This is a genomic window from Actinopolymorpha sp. B9G3, assembly GCF_040120725.1.
Lineage (GTDB): Bacteria > Actinomycetota > Actinomycetes > Propionibacteriales > Actinopolymorphaceae > Thermasporomyces.
Genome location: NZ_JBEEAB010000031.1, coordinates 39,820 through 63,839 on the forward strand (window position 1 = coordinate 39,820; position 24,020 = coordinate 63,839).

Here is a 24,020-nt window from a genome sequence, read left to right on the forward strand (position 1 = left end):
GCATCTCGGGCTCAGATGACCTCGAAGTTGGCCATCATCGCCATGTCCTCGTGTTCGAGGTTGTGGCAGTGGAAGGTGTACCGGCCGCGGTAACCTCCGAAGCGCACCGCGATCTCCGCCGTCTGGACGGCGCCCAGATCGAGGGTGTCCTTCCACGCCACCGGGTCCTCGGCTCGCTCACCGTCGATCGAGAGCACCTGGAAATGCGCGAGGTGCAGGTGGATCGGGTGGGCGGCGTCGGTGGTGAGACGCCAGATCTCGGTGGCACCGAGCCGGGGTCTCGCGTCCATCCGTGCCGGGTCGAACGGCTTGCCGTTGATGCGCCACCCGGTGTGCCCGTGGACCTCGCCCGATTCGAACCTGAAGTCGCGGGTGACGCGCGCCCGCGCCGGATCCAGGCGTTCGACCTGGGACAGCCGCGAAGGGACAGCGGTGTCGTCCGCCTCCTCGCCGGTGACCCGGAACCGCATCACCTGGCCGGCAGGACCGTCGCCGGCGACGTTGGCCAGGACGACCGTCGCGCCGACCGGGTACGCCGAGAAGTCGATGATGACGTCGGCGCGTTCACCTGAGGCGAGGGCGATCTCGGTGCGCGGCCATGGGCGCTCCAGAAGCCCGCCGTCGGTGCCGATCTGGACGATCCGTGCTTCGCCGCGTAACTCGTCGCTGCTCAGCTCCGCACCGTCGCGCGAGCGAGGAACGAGGCGCAGCACGTAGCGCCGGGCGTTCGACGCGTTGAGGGCCCGGAATCGGTACCGGCTGCGGGAGACCTCGAGTTCGGGCCACGGTGCACCATTGACGAGGACGACGTCGCCGAGGACACCTCCGCCGTAGGCCTTCATGACGCCGGGCTGTTCGCGGAACTCCGCGTCCAGTGCCGGATACAGCAGCGTCCCGTCCTCCGCGAACGATCGGTCACTGATCAACAGCGGCACGTCCTTGTCGCCGCGCGGCAGGGGCAGTGCGTCCTCCTCGTCATCGCGGACCACGCAGAAGCCCGCGAGACCTCGCCACACTGCAGGGCCGGTGAAGTCCATCCGATGGTCGTGGTACCACAACGTGGCGGCTCGCTGGTCGAGCGGATACTCATATGTACGTACGCCACGAACGACGTCGGCACGCTCGTCGGTCATGTGCGAGGCGGGTGACGCGAAGCCACCCCGTGCCGGCAGGAGGAGGTCGGTGGGATAACCGTCACTGGCCGGCGGGGTCCGTCCGCCGTGCAGGTGGGTGACAGCGGGGACGGGCAGGTCGTTGCGCTGTCGTACGACGATCCTCCGGCCACTGCGGGCCTCGATCGTCGGCCCGGGAAACTGCCCGGCGTACCCCCAGATCGGCGTTCGCAGCCCGGGAATGATCTCCTGCTCCGCGACCCGCAGCGGCAGGTCGTAGTAGTCGGTCGTCGCGTCCGTGCGGACCGGCTTGAGTGTCGCCACCCTCGGGAGCGGGGTGGCGAAGGGCCGCGGCAGTGGCGCGGCGCTGGGGAGTAACCGGGGGTCAGGCGTGTTCGTCGGCAGCGCGGAGCAGCCAGCGGCCGCGGTGAGCCCGGCCGTGGCGCCGGCCGCCGCGAGCGCGCCACCGCCGAGCAGTCGGAGCGCCTGCCGTCTACTCAGTCCGGGCGCGGTCACGGCTGCCCACCGCTCGCCGGAGTTGAGGTCCTCGCGGGGCCGGACTGCTGGTTGGATGCTGCATCCGGTGCTCGGCCAGGCGCCGCATCCGGTGCCCGGTCTGGCGCTCGACCCTGTGCTTGGTCGGGCGCTCGATCCGCCGGCGCGGACCACAGCTGGCGGGTGAGCATGAGGAGACCGCCGAACATCAGGACGCCGAACGGCACATGCAGGGCCTTGTTGTGCGTCTCACCCAGCATGGCCTGGACGAGTACGCCGACGAGAATGCCGATGCTCGGCCCGAGGAGTCGGGCGGTCCCGCGGCCGGGGCGCCAGTGGAGGATCGCGACGACCACCTGCACCAGGCCGATCAGTACGAGAAGAATCGCGCCCAGGCCGTGCACTCCGCGAACGTTCGGCGTACCCGACAGAAGCAGCCCTGCGGTGATGGCCTGCGCCAGGATGATCGCGGCCTGGACGGTGACGAGGATCCGGAGGGTCCGGAAGGTCGTGAGCCGCCAGGCGGCTGCCCGACCTGTGGACGCGGGAGTCGTGGTGGGAGGACCGACAGTTGGTACCGGTTGCGCTGGTTCCATGCCGCTCAGCCTTCCGGCTCCTGGGCAGGGGTCGCGTCGGTCGGCCGACGGCTTTCTGCGTACGTCCTGGGACGTAGGTCAGAGCGCGGCGAGGTCGTCCGGGAGCGTAGCCGCGTGGGCGTCGAGCCACCGGCCGATGTGGACGCCGGTAGCGAGCCGGAGTCGCACCTCGTCGAGGTGGGACTGCCCCAGCCGCCAGCGCCCGGCACGCCAGACGATGGTTCCGAGCACCCGCAGGCGCACCAGGTCGGGAAAGGCCGCGCGTTCTCCCGAGGTGAGGGGAATGTGGCGGACGAATCCACGGTAGAAGGCGCTCGCCCGCTGCCCTTCGTCGGCGCTCCACCATCCGCCGGCAGCCTGGGCGACACCCGTGACGACCTCGTTGACGGCGACGTCGAGTCCGGCGATCTCGAAGTCGAGGATGGCGGCCGGTCGACCGTCGTCATCGACCACCAGGTTGGACATCGCGAAGTCGCCGTGGACGATCCGGACGGGAAGCGTACGACACAACTCCGCGTACCTGCCGGCGGTCGGGCCGGCATGCCTGCGAAGCCACTCAACGCCGTCGGTCTCCGGCACCGCACGGGCGAGTTCGTCGGCCAGGTCGTCCAGGTCGGTGACCGCGGGATGCATCCGGTCGAGTGGATGCATCCGCCAGTCGATGGGCGCGAGCGCCGCCGGCAACTCGGCGAGGGCAAGGCCCAGGAGCGCGAGTGCCTCGCCGGCGTACTCGAGTTCGGCCAGATTGTCGCCGTCTGCGGTGCGTCCGGGGAGGTAGCGAAACAGGGCCGCGAAGCCGTCCGGCGTCTCGACGTAGGTCCGTCCCTCGGGCGTCGGGATCGGTTGTGGAACGGCGAACGGCAGTCCGGCGCCGGAGAGAGCGTCGAGCAGTCGGTGCTCGGCGGCGATCCGCTTCTGGCTGAGGTTCTGGTAGATCCGCAGGACGTACGACGAAGCGCCGACATCGACGATCAGGACGACGTTGTTGGTGCCGCCGTCGGCTCGTCGTACATCCGTGGGGGACGGGAGGCGCCAGGCGTCGAGGAGACGAGCGCCAGTGAGGAGGCGACCGTCCGTGAGGAGACGCCTGGCGATTGCCGCCGTGCCCAGGTCGGCGGGATCAGGACCCGTCGTGGCGGGGGGCCGGTCACGTGGTTCCATGATCATGAAGGCTTCCGGGCGGATATGACGACAGATCCTTCATGATCACGATCATGATCACGGGAGGTCGGGTGATCACGGGGAGTGGGGGGTGAGGGTGGGCGGTGGGAGGCTGGGGAGCGGCCAGTTCGGATCAGGGCGCCAGCGTTCCCAGCCGTCGCAGAAGGGCGGCTCCCATGCGGCGACACTGCGCTCGACCTCGTCCGCGGCCTCCTCGATCTGAGCGGCGACCTCGGCGTCGAACCGCCCGCCTTCGACAGCGGCGGCGAACTCGTCCTCGTCCTTGCGTACGACCCGGCGGTCCGGGTGGACGACGAGATCGAGGACGTGATCGCGGGTGTAGACGTTCTCCTTGTCACGGACGTGGACCTGCTCGAGGTTGACGTACCACTCGCGGTGCCCGCCCTCGTCGTCCCAGAACACCCAGACCGACCACGGGACGCCGGTAGGCGCGATCTTGAGGATGCCGGTGCCGTGCCAGACGTCGCGCTTGCTCGCGCGTGGGGTGGTGAACCGGGCGGGACCGATCGGCACGGAGCGGATGTCATCCCCGTTGGCCAGGACGGACTTGAGGACGGGCGTCCGCGGGGCCAGCCAGGCGACCAGCCCGGCGGCGTCATCGAGCACCACCCGCATCGGTCGAACCGCCCGCCCGTATCGCCAGCAGATGACCGTGCCCGGCTCCCAGTACGGCGGTTCACCCGACGGCCGGACGTCGGCGGGAGGGATGGGTACGTCGGACGGATGCCTGTGCGTGCTCATCGTCGGACAACTTACCGGTCCGCCCGGCCCGCTCGACTTCAGCGGCTCACCAGGTCGAGCGGGCTCAGGGCGATGGCGTACGGCACGGCCGTGGTGAAGGTCTCCCGCCCGGTCACGACGGCGAGGTCGTGGTAGGTCCCGCCGCGCAGTTCCATGGCAGTGAGGGAGGGCTTGTCCGGGTCGATCACCCAGTACGCCGGGCAGCCGGCACGTTGGAGGCGTTCCCGCTTGAGGAGCAGGTCGATGCCCCGCGTGCTGTCGGAGAGCACCTCCACGGCGAGGGCAGGAGCCGCCGGCAGGTTTCTGTCCGTGAGGTCGGCGGTTCGGGCGACGAGGACGTCGGGCTGCAGCAGTGTGTCGTCGGCAAGGATGACATCCAACGGGGCGACGAACACCTCGTAGGTGTCGTCGGGGCAGGCATCATCGAGCAGTCGGAAGACCTTGCCGACGACCCGCTGGTGGAGGGGCCGGGGTGCGGGGCTCACGATGAGCGTCCCGTCGATGAGTTCGTAGCGGTGCCCGTCATCGGGCACCGCCTCGAGATCGGCGCAGGTCAGTGCCCGGCCCCACGGCAGCGTGGTCATGGCTCCCATTGTGCCTCCACGAGGGCCTACGGGCCGGGCCGTGGACTTAGGTGCGCCGTTGTTGGAGGTTCGTCGGCATAGAAGGCGACGAACCTCCAACAAGCCGGGGCCGGTGCGGCCGCCGGCACCCTCAGGGGTGGGTCATGGACAAGACGTCGAGCGCGGCGTCAAGCTGGTCCTCGGTGAGGTCGCCCCGCTCCACATAACCCTGCTCCAGCACGACCTGCTTGATGGTCTTGCGTTCCGTCAAGGCGGTCTTGACAACGCGCGCGGCGTTCTCGTAACCGATGTAGCGGTTGAGCGGCGTCACGATGGACGGCGAGGACTCGGCGTACTCACGGCAGCGGTCGATGTTCGCCGTGATGCCGGCAACGAGGCGATCGGCGAAGAGCACGCTGATGTTGGAGAGCAGCCGGATCGACTCCAGCAGGTTGCGGGCGATCACCGGCAGCATGACGTTGAGCTCGAAGTCACCCTGCGAGCCACCGAACGCCACCGCCGCGTCGTTGCCGATCACCTGCGCGACGACCTGGCGCGCGGCCTCGCAGATCACCGGGTTCACCTTGCCCGGCATGATGCTCGACCCAGGCTGAAGGTCCGGCAGCGCGATCTCGCCGAGGCCGGCGCGAGGCCCGGATCCCATCCATCGGATGTCGTTGGCGGCTTTGTAGAGCCCGAGCGCGACGGTACGCAGTTGGCCGGACAGCTCGACGAGCGAGTCCTGGGCACCCTGCGCCTCGAAGTGGTTGCGGGCTTCGGTGAGCGGCAGCCCGGTGGCGGCGACGAGTTCCTCGATCACCTTCGCCGCAAAGCCTGGCGGGGTGTTGATGCCCGTGCCCACCGCGGTGCCGCCGAGCGCCAGCTCAGCCACCCTGGGCAGACACGCCTGCACGCGCTCGATGCCGTAACGGATCTGCGCGGCGTAGCCGCCGAACTCCTGGCCGAGGGTGACCGGCGTCGCGTCCATCAGATGCGTACGCCCGGACTTCACCACGGAAGCGAACTCCGCCGCCTTCGCCTCGAACGCCTCCGCCAGATGAGCGAGGGCGGGCAGCAGGTCCTCGACGACGGCGTACGTCGCGGCGATGTGGATGGACGACGGGAAGACGTCGTTGCTCGACTGCGAGGCGTTGACATGGTCGTTCGGGTGCACCGGCTGGCCGAGCGCCTCGGTGGCGAGCGAGGCGAGAACCTCGTTGGTGTTCATGTTGCTCGACGTGCCCGAGCCGGTCTGGAACACGTCGATCGGGAAGTGGTCGTCGTGGACGCCGGAGGCGACCAGCGCGGCGGCCCCCTGGATCGCCTTCGCGATGTCGGGGTCGAGCACCCCCAGCTCGGCGTTGACCTTGGCCGCGGAACCCTTGATGAGCGCGAGCGCGCGGATGTGGTGGCTTTCCAGCGTGGCGCCGGAGATGGGAAAGTTCTCGACCGCACGCTGGGTCTGCGCGCGCCACTTGGCGTGGACGGGCACGCGGACCTCGCCCATCGTGTCGTGTTCGATGCGGTAATCCTGCTGCTCGACCATGGACCCGACTCTATTCCGCGTCCGACCGTCGGGATGTGGTGAGGTTACCGGTGTGACGAAAGCCTCGCGGTGGCTCACGACCCGGCAGGCGGCCGACCTGCTCGGCGTGAAGCCGGAGACGGTGTACGCCTACGTGAGCCGGGGCGCGCTGACCCGGCAGCGGGGCGAGGACCGGCGTTCGTCCCGGTTCGACCGGATCGAGGTCGAACGCCTGGCGGCCCGCCACCGCCGCGGTGGCCGGGCGGGAGCGCTCGAGGTGGTGATCGACACCGAGCTGACGATGCTCGACCCCGTGGGTGCGCTGTACTACCGGGGCCACGACGCGATCGAGTTGGCGCGTACGACGCACTTCGAGGACGTCGCCGAGCTGCTCTGGGATGTCGCGCCGGCAAAGGCTGGACGGCGGCGGCGCGAGGGCGACTGGCAGGCGCGGGCGCCGGCGGTCCGGGTGGCCCGGCAGGCACAGAACGCCCTTCCGGCGTCGGCCCGTCCCATCGACCGGATGCGGGTCATCGTCGCGGCGCTCGCGGCGTGTGATCCACTGCGGGACGACCGCAGACCCGAGGCCGTGGTGGCGGCGACGCGGGGGCTGATCGCCGCGACGGTCGACGCGCTGCCGGAACGTACGCCGCCGCAGGGGTCGTCGATCGCCTCCCGGCTGTGGTCGCGGCTGTCCGACCGCCCGGCGAGACGCGGCGAGATCCGGGCGCTCGACGCCGCGCTGGTCCTGCTGGCCGACCACGAACTCCCCGCCTCGACGCTCGCCGCCCGGGTCGCGGCTTCGGTGTGGGCCGATCCGTACCTCGTCGTGCTGACCGGACTTGCGACGGGGGGAGGGGTTCTGCATGCGGCGAGCGTGACCACGGTGGAGACGCTGGTGCGCGAGGCCGCCGAGGGTGGTCCGTCGGGCGTCGCCCAGCTCGTCGGTGACCGGCTCCGGGGTGGCGAGCGACTGCCGGGGTTCGGCCACGCCGTCTACACCGGACGCGATCCGCGCGCCGACGCGCTGCTCGACCTGGTGCGACGTGCGGGCCCGAAGGGCGCGGTCGACGCATCCGTCGCGGAGCTCCTGGCCCTCGCCGGCCGGTACGACGGACCGGCGCCGAACGTCGACTTCGGCCTGGGCACCTACGTTGTCAAGGCTGGATTGACACCGGGTTCCGGTGAGGCGATCTTCCTGTTGGCGCGCGTCGCGGGGATGATCGCCCATGCGCTGGAGGAGTACCCGCACCGCCTGCGATTCCGGCCGCGTGCGCTGTATACCGGGCCAGCACCGAAGTGATCGGGCTTGCGTGATCATGCCGCAGGCCCGCGAACTCGCGGGCCAGGCCGGCTCCGCCGCCCGCCCCGACTGCCGCGAACCATGGCAGGGACAACGCCGTACTTGGGGTGCGGCCAACCAGCCGCCATGTCATTCGCACAGCCACGACGAAAGGACCTCCGATGCTTCGGCGTACGACGTTGGTCATGGCGCTCGCTGTTGGCGCGCTCGCGACCGGGCTCGCCGTCACCGTTCCTGACAAGGGCACCCCCCTCAACCTGGTCGCCGCACGGGACGGTCAGCTGACGCCCGTCAAGCCCACCACGTTCACTGTTGTCACACCCGGTAAGGCGATATCCCCCAGGACGAGCCCGGTGGCTCCGGTCAAGGTTGGCAGGTTCGTCACCACCCCGCCACGGCCCGCGACGCCTGTCAAGGTCGGTCAGTTCAAGACGATCCAGCTGAGGGAGATCACTCCGACGCAGGCGAGAAGGGCCCGAGTCGTCCCGAACCTGCTCGGTCAGCTCAAGCAGATCCCCATCACCCGTCAGGTTCCCACGGGCACCTGTGCCATCAGCGGTGGTGGCGGACTCTTCAACCATCCTTATGACTTCGACGTCTCTGGCACCGCGTGGTACCGGACCGTGCCCGGGTCACCCGGCTTCTACGAGTGGTTCCAGTTCGCGTACAAACTCGACGGACTGGGGGTCGGCACCGGCGACCACAGCAATGCGAGCATCCGTATGCACGAAGCGGGAACGCCGAAGTTCGAGAACGTCTCGCCCAATGACCGGCGACTGGGAATGTGGTACTACGTCACACCCACCTCTCCGGTCTACACCAGGACGACCAGTTCGGTGAACCTCGAGTTCACCGGCACGTTCGACCGGTCCAGGCGGGACGACCCCAGCTGCACCGCACGCACCGGCAGGCTGTGAGCGACACCAGAAGAAACCAGTAGACCGAACCGGAGGCGGGCAGCGCTCGCCTCCGGTTCGCGTGCGTGGGAAGGGACAATCGTCGGCGGCCGCATCCACTGGAGCGGCCCAGCTGGCAGCCGGCCAGGGAACCAAGGCCGGATGCATCCTGCTCAGGCGGAGGCGGGGACGGGCTGTGGGGGCGGCGGGCCCACGTAACGCGCGCCAGGGCGGATGATCTTGCGCTCCCGGGCCTGTTCGAGGATGTGGGCGCACCAGCCGATCACCCGGCTGGACGCGAACGTCGGAGTGAACATCTCCCGCGGAAGCCCACAGTCTTCCATCACGACGCCTGCGTAGAACTCGACATTGGTGTACAGCCCGCGTTCGGGCTTGAGCTCTGCCAGGAGATCGAGCACGCGCGCTTCGACCTCGACCGCGAAATCCACGCGCTGCCCGCCCAGCTGGTGTGCGGTCTCACGCAGCAGCCGTGACCGCGGATCCTCCGTGCGATAGACCGCGTGTCCGAATCCCATGATGCGTTCGCCACTTGTGATCTGCTCGCGGAGGTAGGAGTCGATGCGTTCCGGCGTACCGATCGCGTCGAGCAGGTCCAGCGCGCGGCTCGGCGCACCTCCATGCAGCGGACCGGACAGCGCGCCGACGGCACCGACCACACACGCCGCAACGTCGGCGCCGGTGGAGGCGATCACCCGGGCAGTGAACGTCGATGCGTTGAACCCGTGGTCGATGGTCGAGATGAGGTAGCGCTCGATCGCCCAGGCGTGCTGTTCGGAGGGCTCCTCGCCGGTGAGCATGAACAGGTAGTTCGCGGCGTACGACAGATCATCGCGTGGTGGGACCGGTTCCAGGTCCTTGCCGAGGCGGTGCTGGGCGGCGAGGAGGGTCGGCACCTGGGCGCAGATGCGCAACGCGTCGGCACGACGGGCGGGTTCGTCCAGGTCCCACAGCGGGCGGAGCCCGTCCGCGGCACCGGACAGCGACAGTGCGGTGCGCAACCCGTCGAGTAGTGCCGGGCGGGTGCGTGCGATGGCCGGCAATGCCGTACGCACGCCGCGAGAGAGGTGCCGCATCGGACGGACCTGGCGGACGAACTCCGCGCGTTGCTGGGCGTCCGGCAACTCTCCCTCGAACAACAGGTGCCACACATCTTCGACGGTGCGCTGCTCGGCCAACTCGACGGCGGAGTACTGCCGGTAGTGGTAGAAGCCCTCCTGTCCGCGGACGTCGCCAATCGTCGTGTCGGTGACCGCAACCCCGGAAAGGCCAGGTGGTACGACGATCGGTTCGCCGGGCTGGCGCGGCGGACTTCCCGTGGACGGCATCGCGGACCTCCCTCGTGGATACGACAGAGCGTCCGCCCGCGCTCAATACCTTGTCAATGTTGATCGCATCAACGTAATGACGGTCGTGCGCCTGGAGAGCCGGGTCCACGTGACGAGGCTCACGGCCAGGCGTCCGTCGCGTGAGTGTCGCTGGCGACGTAGAGGAAGTAGTCGAACCCGCGGCCTTCCCGGACGACCGGCCGGCGGATCTCCTCGCAGTAGCCGAAGGTCTGCTTCAGCCGGTTGCGGAGCACGGGCGAGCGCGTCGCCGACCAGGTGGCGAGCACCCCGCCCGGTCGCAAGGTGCGCTTGACGGTGGCGAGGAACCCGGACTCGTACACCTCTTCGTTGTCCAGGTGGACGAGGATGTCCGGCCCGTTGTCGATGTCGAGGGCGAGGATGTCGATGCTCGCCTCAGCGCGTTGCGGCAGCCAGCGCCGGATGTCCTCGACGTGCGTACGAACCCGAGGGTCGGCGAGGATGCCGTCCGTTGGCGGTATGAGGCCCGTGCGGATCCAGGAGACGACGGCCGGCTCGATCTCGACGACGTCGACGCGACCGACCTGGTCATGGGAGAGCAGTTCACGCACCGTGAAGCCGAGCCCGAGCCCCGCGGCGACGACGCTCAGGGAGTCTCTCGCGGGGTGCCGACCGGGCGCTGTGGGGGTTACCACAGCGCGGAGAGCCGCGCTGGCGAGGAGACGTTCGGTCGTGGTCTCCAGGCTGTCCATGATGAAGATGCCGTTGGTGATCAGCTCCCACACCTCGCCGGCGTGGTCATCATGGCGCCGGCGCAGCACCACCGACCCGCGCGAACTCTCCTCCCGCGCGATCGTCACCGGCCGGTCGTCGGCACTGTCTGGCAGGGGTCCACTGCCGTGCGTTGTTGCTGCCACGAACGCCACCCTAGGAGAGCCGTGGCCGGAGCACCGCGGGCCAGCCTCAGAGGACCCGCGGCGTTCGGCCACATGTGGCCGGACTCTGTCCGGTCCGATGGTGACGATCTCGACCGGGCAGGATTTTGCGTTAGCCTCGCTGGCTCGGAGCGACATGCTCAACTCCTCGGGGGCCGGGAGGCGATCATCATTTCCGAGGGCCGTGGCAGGCCGATCTTCATTCTGGGGTGCCCGCGGTCGGGGACCACGCTGCTCAGCCTGATGCTGCACCAGCATCCGCGGATCGCCATCCCCCCGGAGAACCGGTTCCTGATGCCCGTCTACCTCAAACGGGAGCGCTTCGGCGATCTGGCCGTCGAGGCGAACCGGCGGGCGCTCGCCGAGATGATTGTCACTTCGAAGTGGTTCGGCGATCTGGGCCTCGACCCGAGCACGATCACGGACCGGATCGTCGACGAGGCGTGGACCGTCGGATCCGCTGTCGGGCTGGTGCTCCGCGCCTACTCCGATCGCTTCGGCAAGCTCCGTTGGGGAGACAAGCGACCCTATTACCGGACGGCGATCTGGCTCATCCGGCGGATGTTCCCCAACGCCCAGTTCGTGCACATCATCCGGGACGGGCGCGACTGCGTTGCCTCGATGAAGCCTGTGCCCCCGTGGGACGAGCTCGGATTCAGCGCCCGGGTCCGCGCGTGGACGGAGGCGATCGACCGCGGCCATCGGGCGCGCGACGACCTACCCGCCGACACCTACCACGAGATCCAGTACGAAATGCTGGTCGCCGATCCGGAGAAACACCTGAGCACGCTGTCCGAGTTTCTCGGCGAACCGTACGACGAGGCGATGCTCAGCCCGGAGCGGCTCGCGGACACGTTCGTACCAGAGCACCAGACCTGGCACGTCCGGACCCGACAGGAGGTCTCGACGCGTTCAGTCGGGAGTTTCCGGGACCGGCTGGAGCCATGGCAGCTTCGCGTCTGCGAGGCCGTGATGGGCGAGCGCTTGAGGGAGTACGGCTACGAGCTGACCGGGGCAGGGCCACCGGCGCCGGAAGAACTCGAGGACTTCTTCACGTACACGCGGAAGCAGGCTCGCCGGGTGCGTCGGCGGAGACGGCGGGACCGTACGGTCAGCTACCCCTGGCCGGTGGCGGACATGTCGGTGCGCGAGGCCCAGCTGCACCGCCAGGCATCGGCGTTGAGGAACGAGGTCGCGAGCCTTGTCAGCCAGCGTGACGATCTGCAGAAGCGGCTCACGAAGGTCACCGAGTCGCGATCGTGGCAGTTGACCGCCCCACTCCGCGCAGCGCACCCCAAGCGGCTCACGTCGGCTGCACGGAACCGACGCCCCTGGGGCAGTGGAGGCAGCACCGGACCGCGGTAGCCCATCCAGCCGGGTGGTGATCGGCGACTTCGTGGCACGGGACTCGGCGGAGGTTGCTCCAGGTCGGTCGGCCCCGTCGCGCGCATGGCCTAACCTCGACCTTGGCGGTGGCCCTTCGGCGAGGCCGTTGGGTCCACCACGGCGACAGGAGCGGCTTGCGATGGCACCTACGGGCGATGCGCGCCAGTGGTTGGCGGGTGGGGTGGGAGACCTCCGCGCGTCCGACGCCGACCGCGAACGTACGGCCGACATGCTGCGCCACGCCGTTGCCGAAGGGCGCCTCGACATCATCGAGCTCGAAGAGCGGCTCGAACGGACATTCGCGGCAAAGACGTACGGCGAACTGGCGCTGGTGACGACCGACCTCCCGATCGGTGAGCCCGGCGTCGCCGCGGACACCAGGCGCGCCGGGCGTGGGCGGCAGCGTCCCGCTGTGGCTGGCGTCCCGGGCCCGCTGACCGTGCCCGGTCCACCCGAGATCACCGCCATCCTGAAGGACGAGAAACTCGGCGGACGTTGGCTGGTCCCACCGCGGGTCACCATCCGCGCCCTGCTCGGCAAGGTCACCCTCGACTTCACCGACGCGGTGATCCCGCACGAGGTGGTGCTGGACGTGGCGATGGGTCTCGCCCAGCTCACGCTCATCGTGCCGGACGACATCGCGGTGGAGTTCGAACGAGGTACGCAGGTCATGGTGAGCCGCAAGGACCGGAGTCGCGGACAACCCGCGCCCGGGACCCCGCGCATCCGCGTGCGCGGGCTCGTCGTTGCCGCTGAGCTGCTCGCACGCCCGCCGAAGCGCCGCTGGTTCCGGCGTTGACGGGGCGCCCGCGCGAACCGACCGACGCGTGAGGTGCCGCCCGACCGCGGGAAATGCCCGCCGACCGGGTGAGGTGCCGCCCGAGCGCGGGGCGATCGGCGCCCTGCCGCCGTTGGCTCAGGTGGCGCGTTCGAAGTCGATCGAGGCGTACGCCCGGAGCTTGCCCAGCGCGTGTTCGGAGATGATCGAGCGGATCGTGCCGCTGCGGGACCGCATCACCAGCGAGTGCGTGGCCGCACCGTCGCCTCGGTACCGGACACCCCGGAGCAGTTCGCCGTCGGTGATCCCCGTCGCCACGAAGAACACATCGTCGCCCTGGACCAGATCATCGGTCGTGAGTACCCGTCCGATGTCGTGACCCGCGTCGATGGCCCTCTGTCGTTCGGCGTCGTCGCGTGGCCACAGCCGACCCTGGATCATGCCGCCGACGCACTTCATCGCGCACGCGGCGATGATCCCTTCTGGCGTTCCACCGATCCCGACCAGGAGGTCGACGCCGGTGTCCGGCCGGGCCGCGGTGATCGCCCCCGCCACGTCGCCGTCGGTGATGAACTTGATCCGCGCCCCGGTCTCCCGGATCTCGCGTACCAGCTGCTCGTGCCGGGGCCGGTCGAGGATCACGACCGTCACGTCGTCCGGTTCGGCACGTTTGGCCCGCGCGACCCGCCGGATGTTCTCGGCCACCGGCGCGGTGATGTCGATGGCGTCGGCGGCTTCGGGCCCGGTGACGAGCTTCTCCATGTAGAAGACGGCGGACGGGTCGTACATCGCGCCGCGGGGAGCGACGGCGAGCACCGACACGGCGTTGCTCATGCCCTTGGCGGTGAGTGTCGTGCCGTCGATCGGGTCCACCGCGACGTCGCAGTCGGGGCCGTCGCCGGAACCGACCTGCTCGCCGTTGTAGAGCATCGGCGCGTTGTCCTTCTCACCTTCGCCGATGACGACCGTGCCGTTCATGCTCACCGAGGCGATGAGGGTACGCATGGCATTGACGGCTGCCTGGTCGGCGCCGTTCTTCTCGCCCCGCCCCACCCAGCGTCCGGCGGCCATTGCAGCGGCCTCGGTCACCCGGACCAGTTCGAGGGCGAGGTTGCGGTCCGGTGCGTCGGCTTCGGTCCGCAGCGGGGGTGGAACGACGTCTTCCAGAGTCGGGTCCGACATCTCACATGCCCCCTGCGTGTTGTCCTGCTCAGTCGTTGCTGACCGGTCGTTGCTGCCCGGTCCAGGCTGCCCGGTCGTCGTGCTCAGTCGTCGTGCTCAGTCGTCGTGCTCAGTCGTCGTGCTCAGTTGTCGCTGTCGAGGTCCTCGGCCTCGTCAGCCGGTGTGCCCGTCTGGGCAGCCGCCAGCCGGGCGCGCGCACCGTCAAGCCAGCCTTGACAACTGGTCGCGAGCTCTTCGCCCCGCTCCCACAGCCGGAGGGACTCCTCCAGGGTGGTCCCGCCTGTCTCGAGTTGGCGTACGACCTCGATGAGTTCGTCGCGCGCCTGTTCGTAGGACAGGGCCGTGGGGGGTTGGGTCGACTCGCTCACGACTCGAACCCTATCCTCTGCGTCCTTCACCTGAGGGTTTCCCACGATCGCGTACTTCCACGCCGAACCGGCCGGCCGCGACCCTGGCGTCGAGCGGCTCGCCGACGGAGACCTGGTCCGGGTCTCGCACCACCGCGCCGTCAGACTTCTGCAGGACGGCGTAGCCGCGTTCCAGGGTCGCCTTGGGGGAGAGTGCGCGAACCCGGGCAAGCTGGTGGCTGAGGTTGTCCTGTGCCCGGTCGAGCAACTGGACCGTGCACCGCCGGGAGCGGTCGCGAAGCGCCCGGATCTCGTCCTCCCGGCGGCCGATGTCGTGGCCTGGATCACGCAACGCCGAGCGGGTACGCAGGCTGTGCAGGAACGCCTGCTCCCGGTCCAGGCGGTGCTCGACAATCTGCCGTGCCCGCGCCAGCAGGTCCCGGATCCGGGCGGCCTCCTCGCTCACCGCGGGCACGATCCGGCGGGCGGCATCGGTCGGCGTCGACGCGCGGACGTCGGCCACGAGGTCGGACAGCGGCGTGTCCTGCTCGTGCCCGATCGCGCTCACCACCGGCGTACGACACAGGGCGACCGCCCGGATCAGACCCTCGTCGGAGAACGGCAGCAGGTCCTCGACGGACCCGCCGCCGCGGGCCAGGACGATCACGTCGACCTGGGGGTCGGTGTCGAGCCGGCGCAACGCCTCGATCACCTGGCCGGCCGCCTGGTTGCCCTGGACGGCGACGTTCTCGATCCGGAACTCCGCGGCTGGCCACCGGCGCCGGGTGTTCTCCAGGACGTCGTGTTCGGCGGCGGAGCCCCGCCCGCAGACCAGGCCGATCCGCCCCGGCAGGAAGGGCAGCCGGCGCTTGCGCTCCGGTGCGAACAGGCCTTCGGCGGCGAGCAGGCGCTTCAGGCGTTCGAGCCGGGCGAGCAGCTCGCCCAACCCCACCGGCCGGATGTCGGACGCGGCGAGGGAGAGGGTGCCGCGCGGGATGTAGTAGGCCGGCCTGGCGTGGACGACCACCCGCGCCCCCTCGGTCACCGGCGGGTCGACCACATCGAACACCACCCGGGGACAGGTCACCTGGACGGAGATGTCGGCCGCCGGGTCGCGGAGAGTGAGGAAGACCGTCGATGTGCCCGGCCGGCGGGACAGCTGCGCGACCTGGCCTTCGACCCACACCGCACCGAGCCGCCCGATCCACTGGCCGATGAGGTTGGCGATCTGGCGGACCGGAGCGGGTTGCTCAGCTGAGGTCTGGAGGGCCATGTCCGCTCAGCGTAGTGTCGCGGCCCATGACCGCTCTGTCCCTCCTGCCACAGCCGCGACCCGTGACTTCGTGACGATCGCCACACGTCGGCGGCCACTCGTCGTACGGCCGGTCGCCGAGCCAGGTCCGGCACCTACGATGAAGGGCATGACGTCGACCGAGCGCCGTGTCCTGCTCGCCGCCCCCCGTGGCTACTGCGCCGGGGTCGACCGGGCGGTGATCACGGTCGAGAAGGCCCTCGAGCACTATGGCCCGCCGATCTACGTACGCAAGCAGATCGTCCACAACAAGCATGTCGTCGACACCCTGGAGGCGCGCGGCGCGATCTTCGTCGAGGAGCTCGACGAGGTCCCCGAAGGCGCGACCGTGGTCTTCTCCGCACACGGCGTCGCGCCATCCGTCCACACCGAGGCGCGGGACCGGTCCCTCAAGAGCATCGACGCCACCTGCCCGCTCGTCACGAAGGTGCACCAGGAGGCCAAGCGCTTCGCCGGCGACGGCCGCGACATCCTGCTGATCGGCCACGCCGGGCACGAGGAGGTCGAGGGAACCGCCGGTGAGGCGCCCGACCACATCCAACTGGTCGAAGGACCGGACGATGTCGACCGGATCGAGGTTCGCGACCCGTCGCGGGTCTCCTGGCTGTCGCAGACCACGCTGTCGGTCGACGAGACGATGCAGACGGTCGAACGGCTCCGTGAGAAGTTCCCGCAGCTGATGGATCCGCCGAGCGACGACATCTGCTACGCCACGCAGAACCGCCAACAGGCGGTGAAGGAGATCGCGCACGCCGCCGACCTGATGATCGTCGTGGGCTCGGCCAATTCCTCGAACTCCGTACGCCTGGTCGAGGTGGCTCTCGAAGCCGGAGCGCGCGCGGCCTACCGCGTCGACAATTCGTCCGAGGTCGACGAAGCCTGGCTCGACGGGGTCGCCGTCGTCGGCGTGACCAGCGGTGCGTCCGTGCCGGACTCGCTCGTGAAGGGCGTCCTCGACCTGCTGCGGGAGCGCGGCTTCCCGGCGGCCGAAGAGGTCAGAACGGCGGACGAGAGTCTGATCTTCGCGCTGCCACCTGAGCTGCGGAGGGACCTCCGAAACTCTCGTCCACGCTGAGGTCGGAGGACCTGGAGCGCCCGACCGCCACCCGCAGCGCGATGGTGCCGAGGGTGAGCGACGACGCCGCGACCAGCGTCCACGACTCGGTAGCCAGCCCGGAGAGTACCGCGACGACCGGCGATGACGTGCCGCCAAGCCGCTCCGGTGACGTGACACCGATCCCTGCGAATGTGGCAAGTGCGGCCAACGGGGGCAGGACGCCGGCGGTGAAGATGTCGGACCGCCGGATCCCAGCGGCCACCCCGAACGACGTGAGGACGAAGCCCAGGCTGAACAGCACGCCGAGGTGGCCGGTGAGGTACAGGTCCAGGAACGCTGCTCCGAGCCCGCCGAGCATGGCGACCGGCACCGCGAGGAAGGCCGGGAGACCTACCGGCCGGGTACGGCGTACCCGGTGACCGGACCGCTTGGCGCGTCCCGAGCGGGCCGAGCGGGCCGTGCCGGGGGTGCTCGAGCCGGCCGAACGCGCCGCCTCTCCGCCGGTGAAGCGGACGCCGAGACCACGGGCGGCGGACTCCCGCTCGTCACCGAGGTCGGTGAGCGCGATGGGTTCGCTCGGACCGGTGGACAGGTCCGCCCTGAGTTCGACCATCGGGCTGGACATCGGCCGGCCGAGTGCGGTGGCGGTCAGGTCCCTGCCCGCGGCCCGTCGACGCGGCCGGAGGTCATCGGGATAGTCGTCGAGGTCCGGCGTGGCTGCGGCGTGCCTGTCGGCGCCGGGCTCCGCGGTCAGGTGGACCGCAGGCAGCATCACCATGGGTTCGGTGACAGGGCCCACGAGGTCGTCACTTCCCAGGTCGGTGTCCGGATCCTCGCGGCGGTGGCTGCGTCGCCGCCCGCCGCTGTCGGTGCGGGGATCACCGAGGAGTTCGGGATCGTGGTGGTGGCCGGTCGAACGGCCTGTGCCATCGCCACCCCACTGCGACCGACCGTCGTCAGCGGGACGCCGGCCGGTGTCGCGAAGTGCGTGGAAGCCGGTGGTGACCTCGCTGGCGGCGGTGGACTCCGGCAGGACGTCGGAGACGTGACCGCTGCCGGAGCCGGTACGACCCCAGCCGTGGTCGGGAAGCGGGCCGGTGAGCGGCTGACTCTCCAGGGGGGTCGACAGATCGTCGAACGACTCGGGGGAGTAGCTGGACGAGGCGTACCGGTCGAGAGGTGCCGGAGCGCCCATCGGAGCATCGAACTGGCCAGGCCGGTAGTCCGGCTCGCCCCCGGGGTAGTCCGGCTCGCCCCCGGGGTAGTCCGGCTCGCCCCCGGGGTAGTGCGGCTCGCTCCCGGGGTAGTGCGGCTCGCTCCCGGGGTAGTGCGGCTCGCGACTCGGGTAGTCAAAGCGGCTCGGGCTGACGTCCAGCGCTTCTTGGCTGCCCGCCTCGGTTCCGGACGGATCCCATCGCCCTCCGCTGTCGCCGGCTGGTGGGTTGGACTGCGGTACGGAAGGCAGGTGGGGGAACGGCTGGTCGAAGGTGGGCTCCACACGTCGCCGCCGCCGGCCACCGCTCGGATGCTCGCGCGGCATTTCGTACGGCGCCGGCTCTTCGTACGGCGGACCGGAGTCGTACCGGTCAGCGAACCCGGAGGACGCCGCGCCCTCATAGGAGGCTGGCCCTTCGTACGGCGGGTCCTGCGATGGCGTCGGGGACTCGTCACGCGCGGCCGGCGGCTCGTACGAGCCGGCGATCGCTTCGCCTCTGGCCGTCGGTGGTGAGTACCAGTCCTGGTGGCGCTCGAACCACCGGGCGGGTGACTCGTACGACGAGCCAGGATCGTCGTAGCGGTCCGCCGGAGCAGCGTAGTGCTCGCCGGGTGAGGCGAAGTGATCCCCGCCGGCCGGGCCGAACCGCTCGCTGCCAGGCGCCTCGTCCCTTCGGGCGGATGGTGCGTGCGGTGGGGCCTCCGACCCGTAGGTCAGCGGGGGCGGGTACGCGTCGTCGGCTCCGTCGAGGGCATCGGGTGACGCTGTCCACGGCGTGCCTGCGGGCTGGTCGGAAGGTGACGGGTCCGGCGCAGAGAACACGCGTGCCCGCCGGCCACCTCGCCGTGGTGGCCACTGATGGTCGCGGTGGTCTGAACCGAACGCGACCCGCCGGCCACTGCCCGTCGACCCGCCGTGCGCACCGTCCCGCTCCGAGGTGTCGTAAGCCGACGTATCGTCACTCGACGTGTCGAAGGCAGAGGTGTCGTAGGCAGAGGTGTCGTAGGCAGACGTGTCGTACGCAGAGGTGTCGGGGCCGGGACCCTCGGTAAGCGCCGCCGGGTCCACCTGATGACCATCTGTAGCTCGTCGGCGACCAATTGTGTGCGGACTCGGAGGAGTGTAGGCAGAAGGGGGCGAACCATCCCATCTGGAATCCGACACCCCAGCACGATATTGCGCTGAGCTATGCCACGTCACCCGCCTGGGGCTACTAGCTGGTACCAAATGCGGGCTCTATGGGGACATACGACCTCCACTTGACTACGTAACGTGCCCGACTCGCCTCATGGCGCGAGATTCGGCCGCGGACTCCACCAGTTCGGCGGCTGCCAGTGGCCGCACGGCCTGCTCGACCGGAGCGGGACTCGCGAGCTCCTCGCTGGTCACCTTGAGCTCGTGAAGGCGCCGCGCCGAGACGAGCACCCGGGTCTCGAGGGATCCGACCGCTTCGTTGTAGGAGCCGACTGCTCCCGCCAGCGAACGGCCGAGCCGGTCGAGGTGTCGGCCCATCCGTCCGAGACGTTGATAGAGCTCTCGCCCGAGTTCGAACACCTCGCGGGCGTTGTGGGTGAGGGCCTGCTCGGTCCATGCGTAGGCCACCGTGCGCAGCAGGGCGATCAGCGTGCTCGGCGTGGCGAGGATGACCCGTCGCTCGGCGGCGTACTCCAACAGCCTCGGGTCTGCTTCGAGAGCGTGAGAGAGGAACGCTTCGCCCGGCATGAACAGCACCACGAACTCCGGTGTCGCCGGGAGCCGCCGCCAATACGCCTTGCCGGCGAGTGCGTCGACGTGGGTACGCACCTGCCGGGCGTGGGCGTCGAGCCGGCTGGCGCGGGTGGCGTCGTCACTCGCCTCCGCCGCGTCGAGAAACGCCTCCAGCGGCACCTTGGCGTCGACGACGACGTGCTTGCCACCGGCGAGGTGGACGACCAGGTCAGGTCGCTGCACACCGTCGACCTCGCCGTCGGTCGTGGTGGCGGTGTGCTGGAAGCTGACGTCGCAGTGGTCGACCAGCCCGGCCAGCTCCGCCGCGCGGGCCAGGTGCAGCTCGCCCCACCGGCCCCTCACCTGAGGCTTGCGGAGAGCGGTCGCGAGCGCGCCGGTCTCCTTGCGGAGGGCCTCGCCGGTCAGGCGTACGGCATCGATCTGCTCGCGCAGGGTCGACTGCAACGCGACGCGGGACTCCTCCAACTCGCGCAGCCTCGCGTCGAACCGGTCGAGGCTCTCCTTGACCGGACCCACCGCCGTGGCGGTCGCCGACTCCGCGGCCCGCATCCGCGCGTCGGTGAGGTCGAGGAGCTGTCGGCTGGACTGCGCCATCGCGTCGGCCGAGACGGACCTGAAGTGCTCGGCAAGCGTGCGCCGGTCGGCCGTCAGCTCGCCGAGCCGGCCCTCGGCGGCGTCGCGCTCGGCGGCGGTGCGGGCGAGAGTCTCGGCGACCCGCACCCGGACCAGCAGGGCGCCCAGCGCCGCGCCGACGAGCAGGCCGACGGCGAACGCGAGGCTGATGACGATGAGAGAAGGCGCGCCGTTCATGAGATCCACTCTGTCGGGTCGCACCGACAACTCCGGATCGCCACGCCCAACGCAGGATCTGCCACTCGTGATCGCTCCTGTACCTCGGACAATGACCACGCTGGGCGGGCCTGTGGGAGCGGGCACATGGGTGCATGCCTGGCTGTGCTCCCGCAGACCTGCCCAACGTGGTCATTTCCAGCGGCATCGCACTCCCGGGCCTGACCAAGCCGTTCTGTCGCCCACTGCGTAGGCTTGTGCGCTGTGGCTTTGTCGATCGGGATCGTCGGGCTCCCCAATGCGGGGAAGTCGACACTCTTCAATGCGCTGACCGCCAATGACGTCCTCGCGGCGAACTATCCGTTCGCGACGCTGGAGCCCAACGTCGGCGTCGTCGGCGTACCCGATCCGCGGCTCGAGGTTCTGGGGCGGATCTTCGACTCGGCCAAGGTTGTCCCGGCGACGGTGCAGTTCGTCGACATCGCCGGGCTCGTCCGCGGTGCGTCGGAAGGTGAAGGCCTGGGCAACCAGTTCCTGGCCCACATCCGTGAGACCGACGCGATCTGCCAGGTGACGCGGGCGTTCCGCGATCCCAACGTCGTGCACGTCGACGGAGAGGTCTCGCCGTCCGGCGACATCGGCACCATCACGACCGAGCTGATCCTCGCCGACCTGCAGACGATCGAGAAAGCCCTGCCCCGGCTGGAGAAGGAAGCCCGCCTTAAGAAGGAGCTCGCCGAACGCGTCGATGTCGTACGCCAGGCACAGGCTGCGCTCGAGAAGGGCGTCACGGCCTATGCGGCGGGCCTCGACCTGGTGGCGCTGCGCGAGCTGAACCTGCTGACGGCCAAGCCGTTCCTCTACGTCTTCAACTGCGACGAGGACGAGCTCGCGGATTCAGCCGTACGCACGGAGTTGTCCGCGCTCGTCGCTCCCGCGCAGGCGATCTTCCTCGACGCCAAGATCGAGGCGGAGCTGCTGGAGCTGCCACCCGACGAGGCGCTGGAGCTGCTGCAGTCGACCGGGCAGGATGAGTCCGGCCTGAAGATGCTGGCGAAGGTGGGCTTTGAAACCCTTGGCCTGCAGACGTTCCTGACGGCCGGGCCGAAGGAGGCGCGGGCGTGGACGATCCGCCGCGGAGCAACGGCGCCGGAAGCCGCGGGAGCGATCCACACCGACTTCCAGAAGGGCTTCATCAAGGCCGAGATCGTGTCGTACGACGATCTGGTGGCGGCCGGGTCGATGGCTGAGGCGAAGGCACGCGGGCAGGTACGCCTGGAAGGTAAGGACTACGTGATGGCCGACGGCGACGTGGTCGAATTCCGCTTTCAATCAACCTCTGCTGGTAAGAAGTGAAGGTTACAGCTGCTCAGCGAGATTACGCTCGCTAGACGACCGTCCGAGGGCCGTTGGAGGTCCGCGGTGGATGCCCAACGCCGACACTGGGGATGGGACTGACCTGGCGCTTGCGGTCGGCGCCCCGGTGTTCTACAGGGGTCTCGTGCGGATGGGTCCTTTACGCGTCGTCCTGGCGCGAGCGAGCGCGGCACGCCTATCAACTCGGCAGTGGAGGACTTCCCGGGTTTCCCATCGCGAGTGCGATCGACTGTGACGCGCGTTTAGCGGGGAGTGGTGCCATGGCCGACGTTCCCTGCGCTCGGGGGGTGTGAGCGCAGCATGGTTAGAGGACCTCGGCTGTCCCGTCGCTGACGCCGCGGGTGTCGAGGAGGAGGCGGGCTGCCGCGAGTGTGGTGGGGTTGTAGGCGGTGTGGGCTTGGAGTAGCAGGGTGACGTCGGCGGTGCGGAGTCCTTCGTCGAGGGCGTGGACGCGGGGGATTTCCTCGTCGTCGACCAGCCAGGACTCGACGTGGGGGTCGTGGAAGACGAGGTTGGCGCCCATCCGCCGGAGCCGGCGGGCGACGGGTCGGGCGGGGGATTCGCGTTGGTCGGCGACGTTGGCTTTGTAGGTGACGCCGAGGATGAGCACGGTGGAGCCTTTGACGGATTTGCCGGCGTCGTTGACCAGGTCCTGGACGCGTTGGGCTACGTAGGCGGGCATCCGTTGGTTGATCTCTTGGGCGAGTTCGACGAAGCGGAACGGGTAACCGAGGCGTTTGACCTTGTAGGACAGGTAGTTGGGGTCGATCGGGATGCAGTGCCCACCAACACCCGGGCCCGGGTGGAACGCCTGGAACCCGAACGGTTTGGTCGCCGCGGCGTAGATGGCATCGCGCAGGTCGATGCCGAGTTCGTGGCAGAAGATCGCCATCTCGTTGACCAGAGCGATGTTGACGTGGCGGTAGGTGTTTTCCAACAGCTTGGCCATCTCGGCCTCGCGAGTGCCTTTGGCCCGGACCACGCGGTCGCAGATCTTGGTGTAGAACTCCTCGGCCCGTTCGGTGCAGGCCGATGTTTGGCCGCCGACGACCTTCGGTGTGTTGCGCAGGCCGTAGGTGGGGTTGCCGGGGTCGATACGTTCGGGTGAGAACGCGAGCGAGAAATCGATACCGGCGCGCAGGCCGGACTTCTCCAAGATCGGGCGTACGACCTCATCGGTCGTGCCTGGGTAGGTCGTCGACTCCAGCACCACCAGCATCCCGCGGCGAAGCTGCCGGGCGACCATTTCCGCGGCGAGGGCGACCGCGGCCAGATCGGGGCCGCCATCCTCGTCCAGCGGGGTGGGCACGCAGATCACGATGACATCAGCCGTGGCAAGCGCTGCCTCGTCGGCCGTCACCGTAAAACCCGCACGCAGCATCGCCGCGATATCGGCATCAGAGATGTCGTCGACGTGGGACCGACCGGACGCCAGCCCGGTGACCACCTGGTCAGAGACATCGAGCCCGACAACACCTAATCCCGCTCGGCAGCCCTCTCGGACCAGCGGCAGGCCGACATATCCGAGGCCCACGACAGCAAGGTCACACACGGGCGGGTCATGAGGTGGCTGCGGTCTGTGCTGGTGCACATGAAATTGGGAGGACGATTCGTTCATGCTGGTTCCTTGAGACATGCGGTGGGCGAGCGCCGGCGAGAGCGGCACCGGGTGCTATGCGACGTGGACTGCGGTCTGGCTCTAGGGGCTGGCGCCCTCGGTGGCGGTGGGATCAGCGGTGGGAGTGGGGCTTGGCGACTCGGTGGGGTCCGAGGTTGGCGTACTGGGCGGCGTTCCAGTCGGAGCTGGCGGTCCCGGGGTGGTCACCGGGGCTTCGGACGGGGAGGTCGTCGGCTGTGGTGCTGGCGTGGATGGTTGTGTGCGAGGGGTTGGGGTGGCTGGCGGTGTTCCGGGCGAGGTCAGCAAGGTGACTGCCGTGCCTACCAATGCACGGGTACCGGCCCTCGGACGGGTTCCGAGGACCGCTCCTGGAGGGGTTCCCGCGGGTGATTCACCGCTAGTTGTTCCCGATCAGGAGGTTGGTGACGCCGTGGTGGAGTTGTGAGGCTGGGGGTTGGTCTCCGACGGCGGTGTGTGGGCGATGGTAGTTGTAGTGGATGTTCCAGACTTGGATGGCTTCGGCGCGTTGGGTTTCGCTGGTCCAGACTCTGGCGTTG

The 24,020-nt window shown here is 69.4% G+C and carries 21 protein-coding genes; 6 read left to right on the forward strand and 15 right to left on the reverse strand.

The window, feature by feature from the left end; all coding sequences use genetic code 11:
• Positions 1-11 precede the first annotated feature (11 nt).
• The 6 genes from ABNF93_RS31720 to ABNF93_RS31745 all read right to left on the reverse strand — a co-directional run bounded on the left by ABNF93_RS31720 (position 12) and on the right by ABNF93_RS31745 (position 6,235).
• Positions 12-1,628, reverse strand: coding sequence for a multicopper oxidase family protein (locus ABNF93_RS31720; protein ID WP_349331940.1), 1,617 nt, complete (start codon positions 1,626-1,628; stop codon positions 12-14).
• A complete protein-coding gene (locus tag ABNF93_RS31725) occupies positions 1,625-2,203 on the reverse strand; it encodes a hypothetical protein (protein ID WP_349331941.1) in 579 nt (192 codons plus the stop codon). Before ABNF93_RS31725 ends, ABNF93_RS31720 begins: the two co-directional genes overlap by 4 nt.
• A 78-nt stretch (positions 2,204-2,281) precedes the next feature.
• Positions 2,282-3,364, reverse strand: coding sequence for a phosphotransferase enzyme family protein (locus ABNF93_RS31730; RefSeq protein ID WP_349331942.1), 1,083 nt, complete (start codon positions 3,362-3,364; stop codon positions 2,282-2,284).
• Between the two features lie 75 nt (positions 3,365-3,439).
• A complete protein-coding gene (locus ABNF93_RS31735; protein WP_349331943.1) occupies positions 3,440-4,126 on the reverse strand; it encodes a DUF402 domain-containing protein in 687 nt (228 codons plus the stop codon).
• Between the two features lie 38 nt (positions 4,127-4,164).
• Positions 4,165-4,710, reverse strand: a complete 546-nt coding sequence (locus ABNF93_RS31740; protein WP_349331944.1) for a Uma2 family endonuclease — start codon at positions 4,708-4,710, stop codon at positions 4,165-4,167.
• Between the two features lie 130 nt (positions 4,711-4,840).
• The gene (locus tag ABNF93_RS31745; protein WP_349331959.1) at positions 4,841-6,235 is read right to left on the reverse strand and encodes a class II fumarate hydratase; all 1,395 of its coding nucleotides are present in this window, start codon (positions 6,233-6,235) and stop codon (positions 4,841-4,843) included.
• Between the two features lie 52 nt (positions 6,236-6,287).
• On the opposite strand from ABNF93_RS31745, the gene ABNF93_RS31750 reads away from it, so the two are divergent.
• Complete coding sequence (locus ABNF93_RS31750; RefSeq protein ID WP_349331945.1) at positions 6,288-7,517, forward strand: citrate/2-methylcitrate synthase; 1,230 nt, start codon at positions 6,288-6,290, stop codon at positions 7,515-7,517.
• 161 nt (positions 7,518-7,678) lie between these two features.
• Positions 7,679-8,434, forward strand: a complete 756-nt coding sequence (locus tag ABNF93_RS31755) for a hypothetical protein (RefSeq protein ID WP_349331946.1) — start codon at positions 7,679-7,681, stop codon at positions 8,432-8,434.
• A 152-nt stretch (positions 8,435-8,586) separates the two neighbouring features.
• On the opposite strand, the gene ABNF93_RS31760 is transcribed toward ABNF93_RS31755, so the two are convergent.
• Positions 8,587-9,759: a citrate synthase gene (locus ABNF93_RS31760; protein WP_349331947.1), complete on the reverse strand. Its 1,173-nt coding sequence runs from the start codon at positions 9,757-9,759 to the stop codon at positions 8,587-8,589.
• A 119-nt stretch (positions 9,760-9,878) separates the two neighbouring features.
• A complete protein-coding gene (locus tag ABNF93_RS31765) occupies positions 9,879-10,655 on the reverse strand; it encodes a spermidine synthase (protein ID WP_349331948.1) in 777 nt (258 codons plus the stop codon).
• 72 nt (positions 10,656-10,727) lie between these two features.
• On the opposite strand from ABNF93_RS31765, the gene ABNF93_RS31770 reads away from it, so the two are divergent.
• Positions 10,728-12,038, forward strand: coding sequence for a sulfotransferase family protein (locus ABNF93_RS31770; RefSeq protein ID WP_349331960.1), 1,311 nt, complete (start codon positions 10,728-10,730; stop codon positions 12,036-12,038).
• Between the two features lie 160 nt (positions 12,039-12,198).
• Positions 12,199-12,858: a DUF1707 SHOCT-like domain-containing protein gene (locus tag ABNF93_RS31775; protein ID WP_349331949.1), complete on the forward strand. Its 660-nt coding sequence runs from the start codon at positions 12,199-12,201 to the stop codon at positions 12,856-12,858.
• Between the two features lie 117 nt (positions 12,859-12,975).
• On the opposite strand, the gene glpX is transcribed toward ABNF93_RS31775, so the two are convergent.
• The 3 genes from glpX to xseA all read right to left on the reverse strand — a co-directional run bounded on the left by glpX (position 12,976) and on the right by xseA (position 15,639).
• Entirely contained in the window at positions 12,976-14,019 is a 1,044-nt protein-coding gene (glpX, locus tag ABNF93_RS31780) for a class II fructose-bisphosphatase (RefSeq protein ID WP_349331950.1), read from the reverse strand.
• 122 nt (positions 14,020-14,141) lie between these two features.
• Positions 14,142-14,387, reverse strand: coding sequence for an exodeoxyribonuclease VII small subunit (locus ABNF93_RS31785; RefSeq protein ID WP_349331951.1), 246 nt, complete (start codon positions 14,385-14,387; stop codon positions 14,142-14,144).
• A gap of 10 nt (positions 14,388-14,397) precedes the next feature.
• Positions 14,398-15,639, reverse strand: coding sequence for an exodeoxyribonuclease VII large subunit (gene xseA / locus ABNF93_RS31790; protein WP_349331952.1), 1,242 nt, complete (start codon positions 15,637-15,639; stop codon positions 14,398-14,400).
• A gap of 139 nt (positions 15,640-15,778) precedes the next feature.
• Between xseA and ABNF93_RS31795 the strand changes: the two genes are divergently transcribed.
• On the forward strand, positions 15,779-16,753 hold the full coding sequence (locus ABNF93_RS31795) for a 4-hydroxy-3-methylbut-2-enyl diphosphate reductase (protein ID WP_349331961.1): 975 nt from the start codon (positions 15,779-15,781) through the stop codon (positions 16,751-16,753).
• On the opposite strand, the gene ABNF93_RS31800 is transcribed toward ABNF93_RS31795, so the two are convergent.
• A complete protein-coding gene (locus ABNF93_RS31800; RefSeq protein WP_349331953.1) occupies positions 16,674-19,019 on the reverse strand; it encodes a DUF6542 domain-containing protein in 2,346 nt (781 codons plus the stop codon). The genes ABNF93_RS31795 and ABNF93_RS31800 overlap by 80 nt on opposite strands.
• A 195-nt stretch (positions 19,020-19,214) precedes the next feature.
• Positions 19,215-20,489 (reverse strand): DNA recombination protein RmuC, encoded by a 1,275-nt coding sequence (locus ABNF93_RS31805; RefSeq protein WP_349331954.1) that lies wholly within the window; start codon positions 20,487-20,489, stop codon positions 19,215-19,217.
• 243 nt (positions 20,490-20,732) lie between these two features.
• Here ABNF93_RS31805 and ychF point away from each other — a divergent pair, with 243 nt between their 5' ends.
• Positions 20,733-21,824, forward strand: a complete 1,092-nt coding sequence (gene ychF, locus ABNF93_RS31810; RefSeq protein ID WP_349331955.1) for a redox-regulated ATPase YchF — start codon at positions 20,733-20,735, stop codon at positions 21,822-21,824.
• A gap of 325 nt (positions 21,825-22,149) precedes the next feature.
• Here ychF and ABNF93_RS31815 read toward each other — a convergent pair whose 3' ends face one another.
• Together ABNF93_RS31815 and ABNF93_RS31820 are read right to left on the reverse strand one after the other, a co-directional pair.
• Positions 22,150-23,397, reverse strand: coding sequence for a nucleotide sugar dehydrogenase (locus ABNF93_RS31815; RefSeq protein ID WP_349331956.1), 1,248 nt, complete (start codon positions 23,395-23,397; stop codon positions 22,150-22,152).
• Positions 23,398-23,860: 463 nt separating this feature from the next.
• Positions 23,861-24,020: integrase core domain-containing protein (locus tag ABNF93_RS31820; RefSeq protein WP_349331962.1), on the reverse strand; the 160-nt coding region annotated here is incomplete at its 5' end.

Bases quoted from the DNA above. Each gene is read 5' to 3' on its own strand.
- ABNF93_RS31735 (WP_349331943.1), bottom strand. From the start codon at position 4,126: ATGAGCACGCACAGGCATCCGTCCGACGTACCCATCCCTCCCGCCGAC.
- ABNF93_RS31805 (WP_349331954.1), bottom strand. From the start codon at position 20,489: ATGAACGGCGCGCCTTCTCTCATCGTCATCAGCCTCGCGTTCGCCGTC.
- ABNF93_RS31795 (WP_349331961.1), top strand. From the start codon at position 15,779: ATGAAGGGCATGACGTCGACCGAGCGCCGTGTCCTGCTCGCCGCCCCC.
- ABNF93_RS31740 (WP_349331944.1), bottom strand. From the start codon at position 4,710: ATGACCACGCTGCCGTGGGGCCGGGCACTGACCTGCGCCGATCTCGAG.
- ABNF93_RS31755 (WP_349331946.1), top strand. From the start codon at position 7,679: ATGCTTCGGCGTACGACGTTGGTCATGGCGCTCGCTGTTGGCGCGCTC.
- ABNF93_RS31745 (WP_349331959.1), bottom strand. From the start codon at position 6,235: ATGGTCGAGCAGCAGGATTACCGCATCGAACACGACACGATGGGCGAG.
- ABNF93_RS31760 (WP_349331947.1), bottom strand. From the start codon at position 9,759: ATGCCGTCCACGGGAAGTCCGCCGCGCCAGCCCGGCGAACCGATCGTC.
- glpX (WP_349331950.1), bottom strand. From the start codon at position 14,019: ATGTCGGACCCGACTCTGGAAGACGTCGTTCCACCCCCGCTGCGGACC.
- xseA (WP_349331952.1), bottom strand. From the start codon at position 15,639: ATGGCCCTCCAGACCTCAGCTGAGCAACCCGCTCCGGTCCGCCAGATC.
- ABNF93_RS31730 (WP_349331942.1), bottom strand. From the start codon at position 3,364: ATGGAACCACGTGACCGGCCCCCCGCCACGACGGGTCCTGATCCCGCC.
- ABNF93_RS31725 (WP_349331941.1), bottom strand. From the start codon at position 2,203: ATGGAACCAGCGCAACCGGTACCAACTGTCGGTCCTCCCACCACGACT.
- ABNF93_RS31770 (WP_349331960.1), top strand. From the start codon at position 10,728: ATGTGGCCGGACTCTGTCCGGTCCGATGGTGACGATCTCGACCGGGCA.
- ABNF93_RS31775 (WP_349331949.1), top strand. From the start codon at position 12,199: ATGGCACCTACGGGCGATGCGCGCCAGTGGTTGGCGGGTGGGGTGGGA.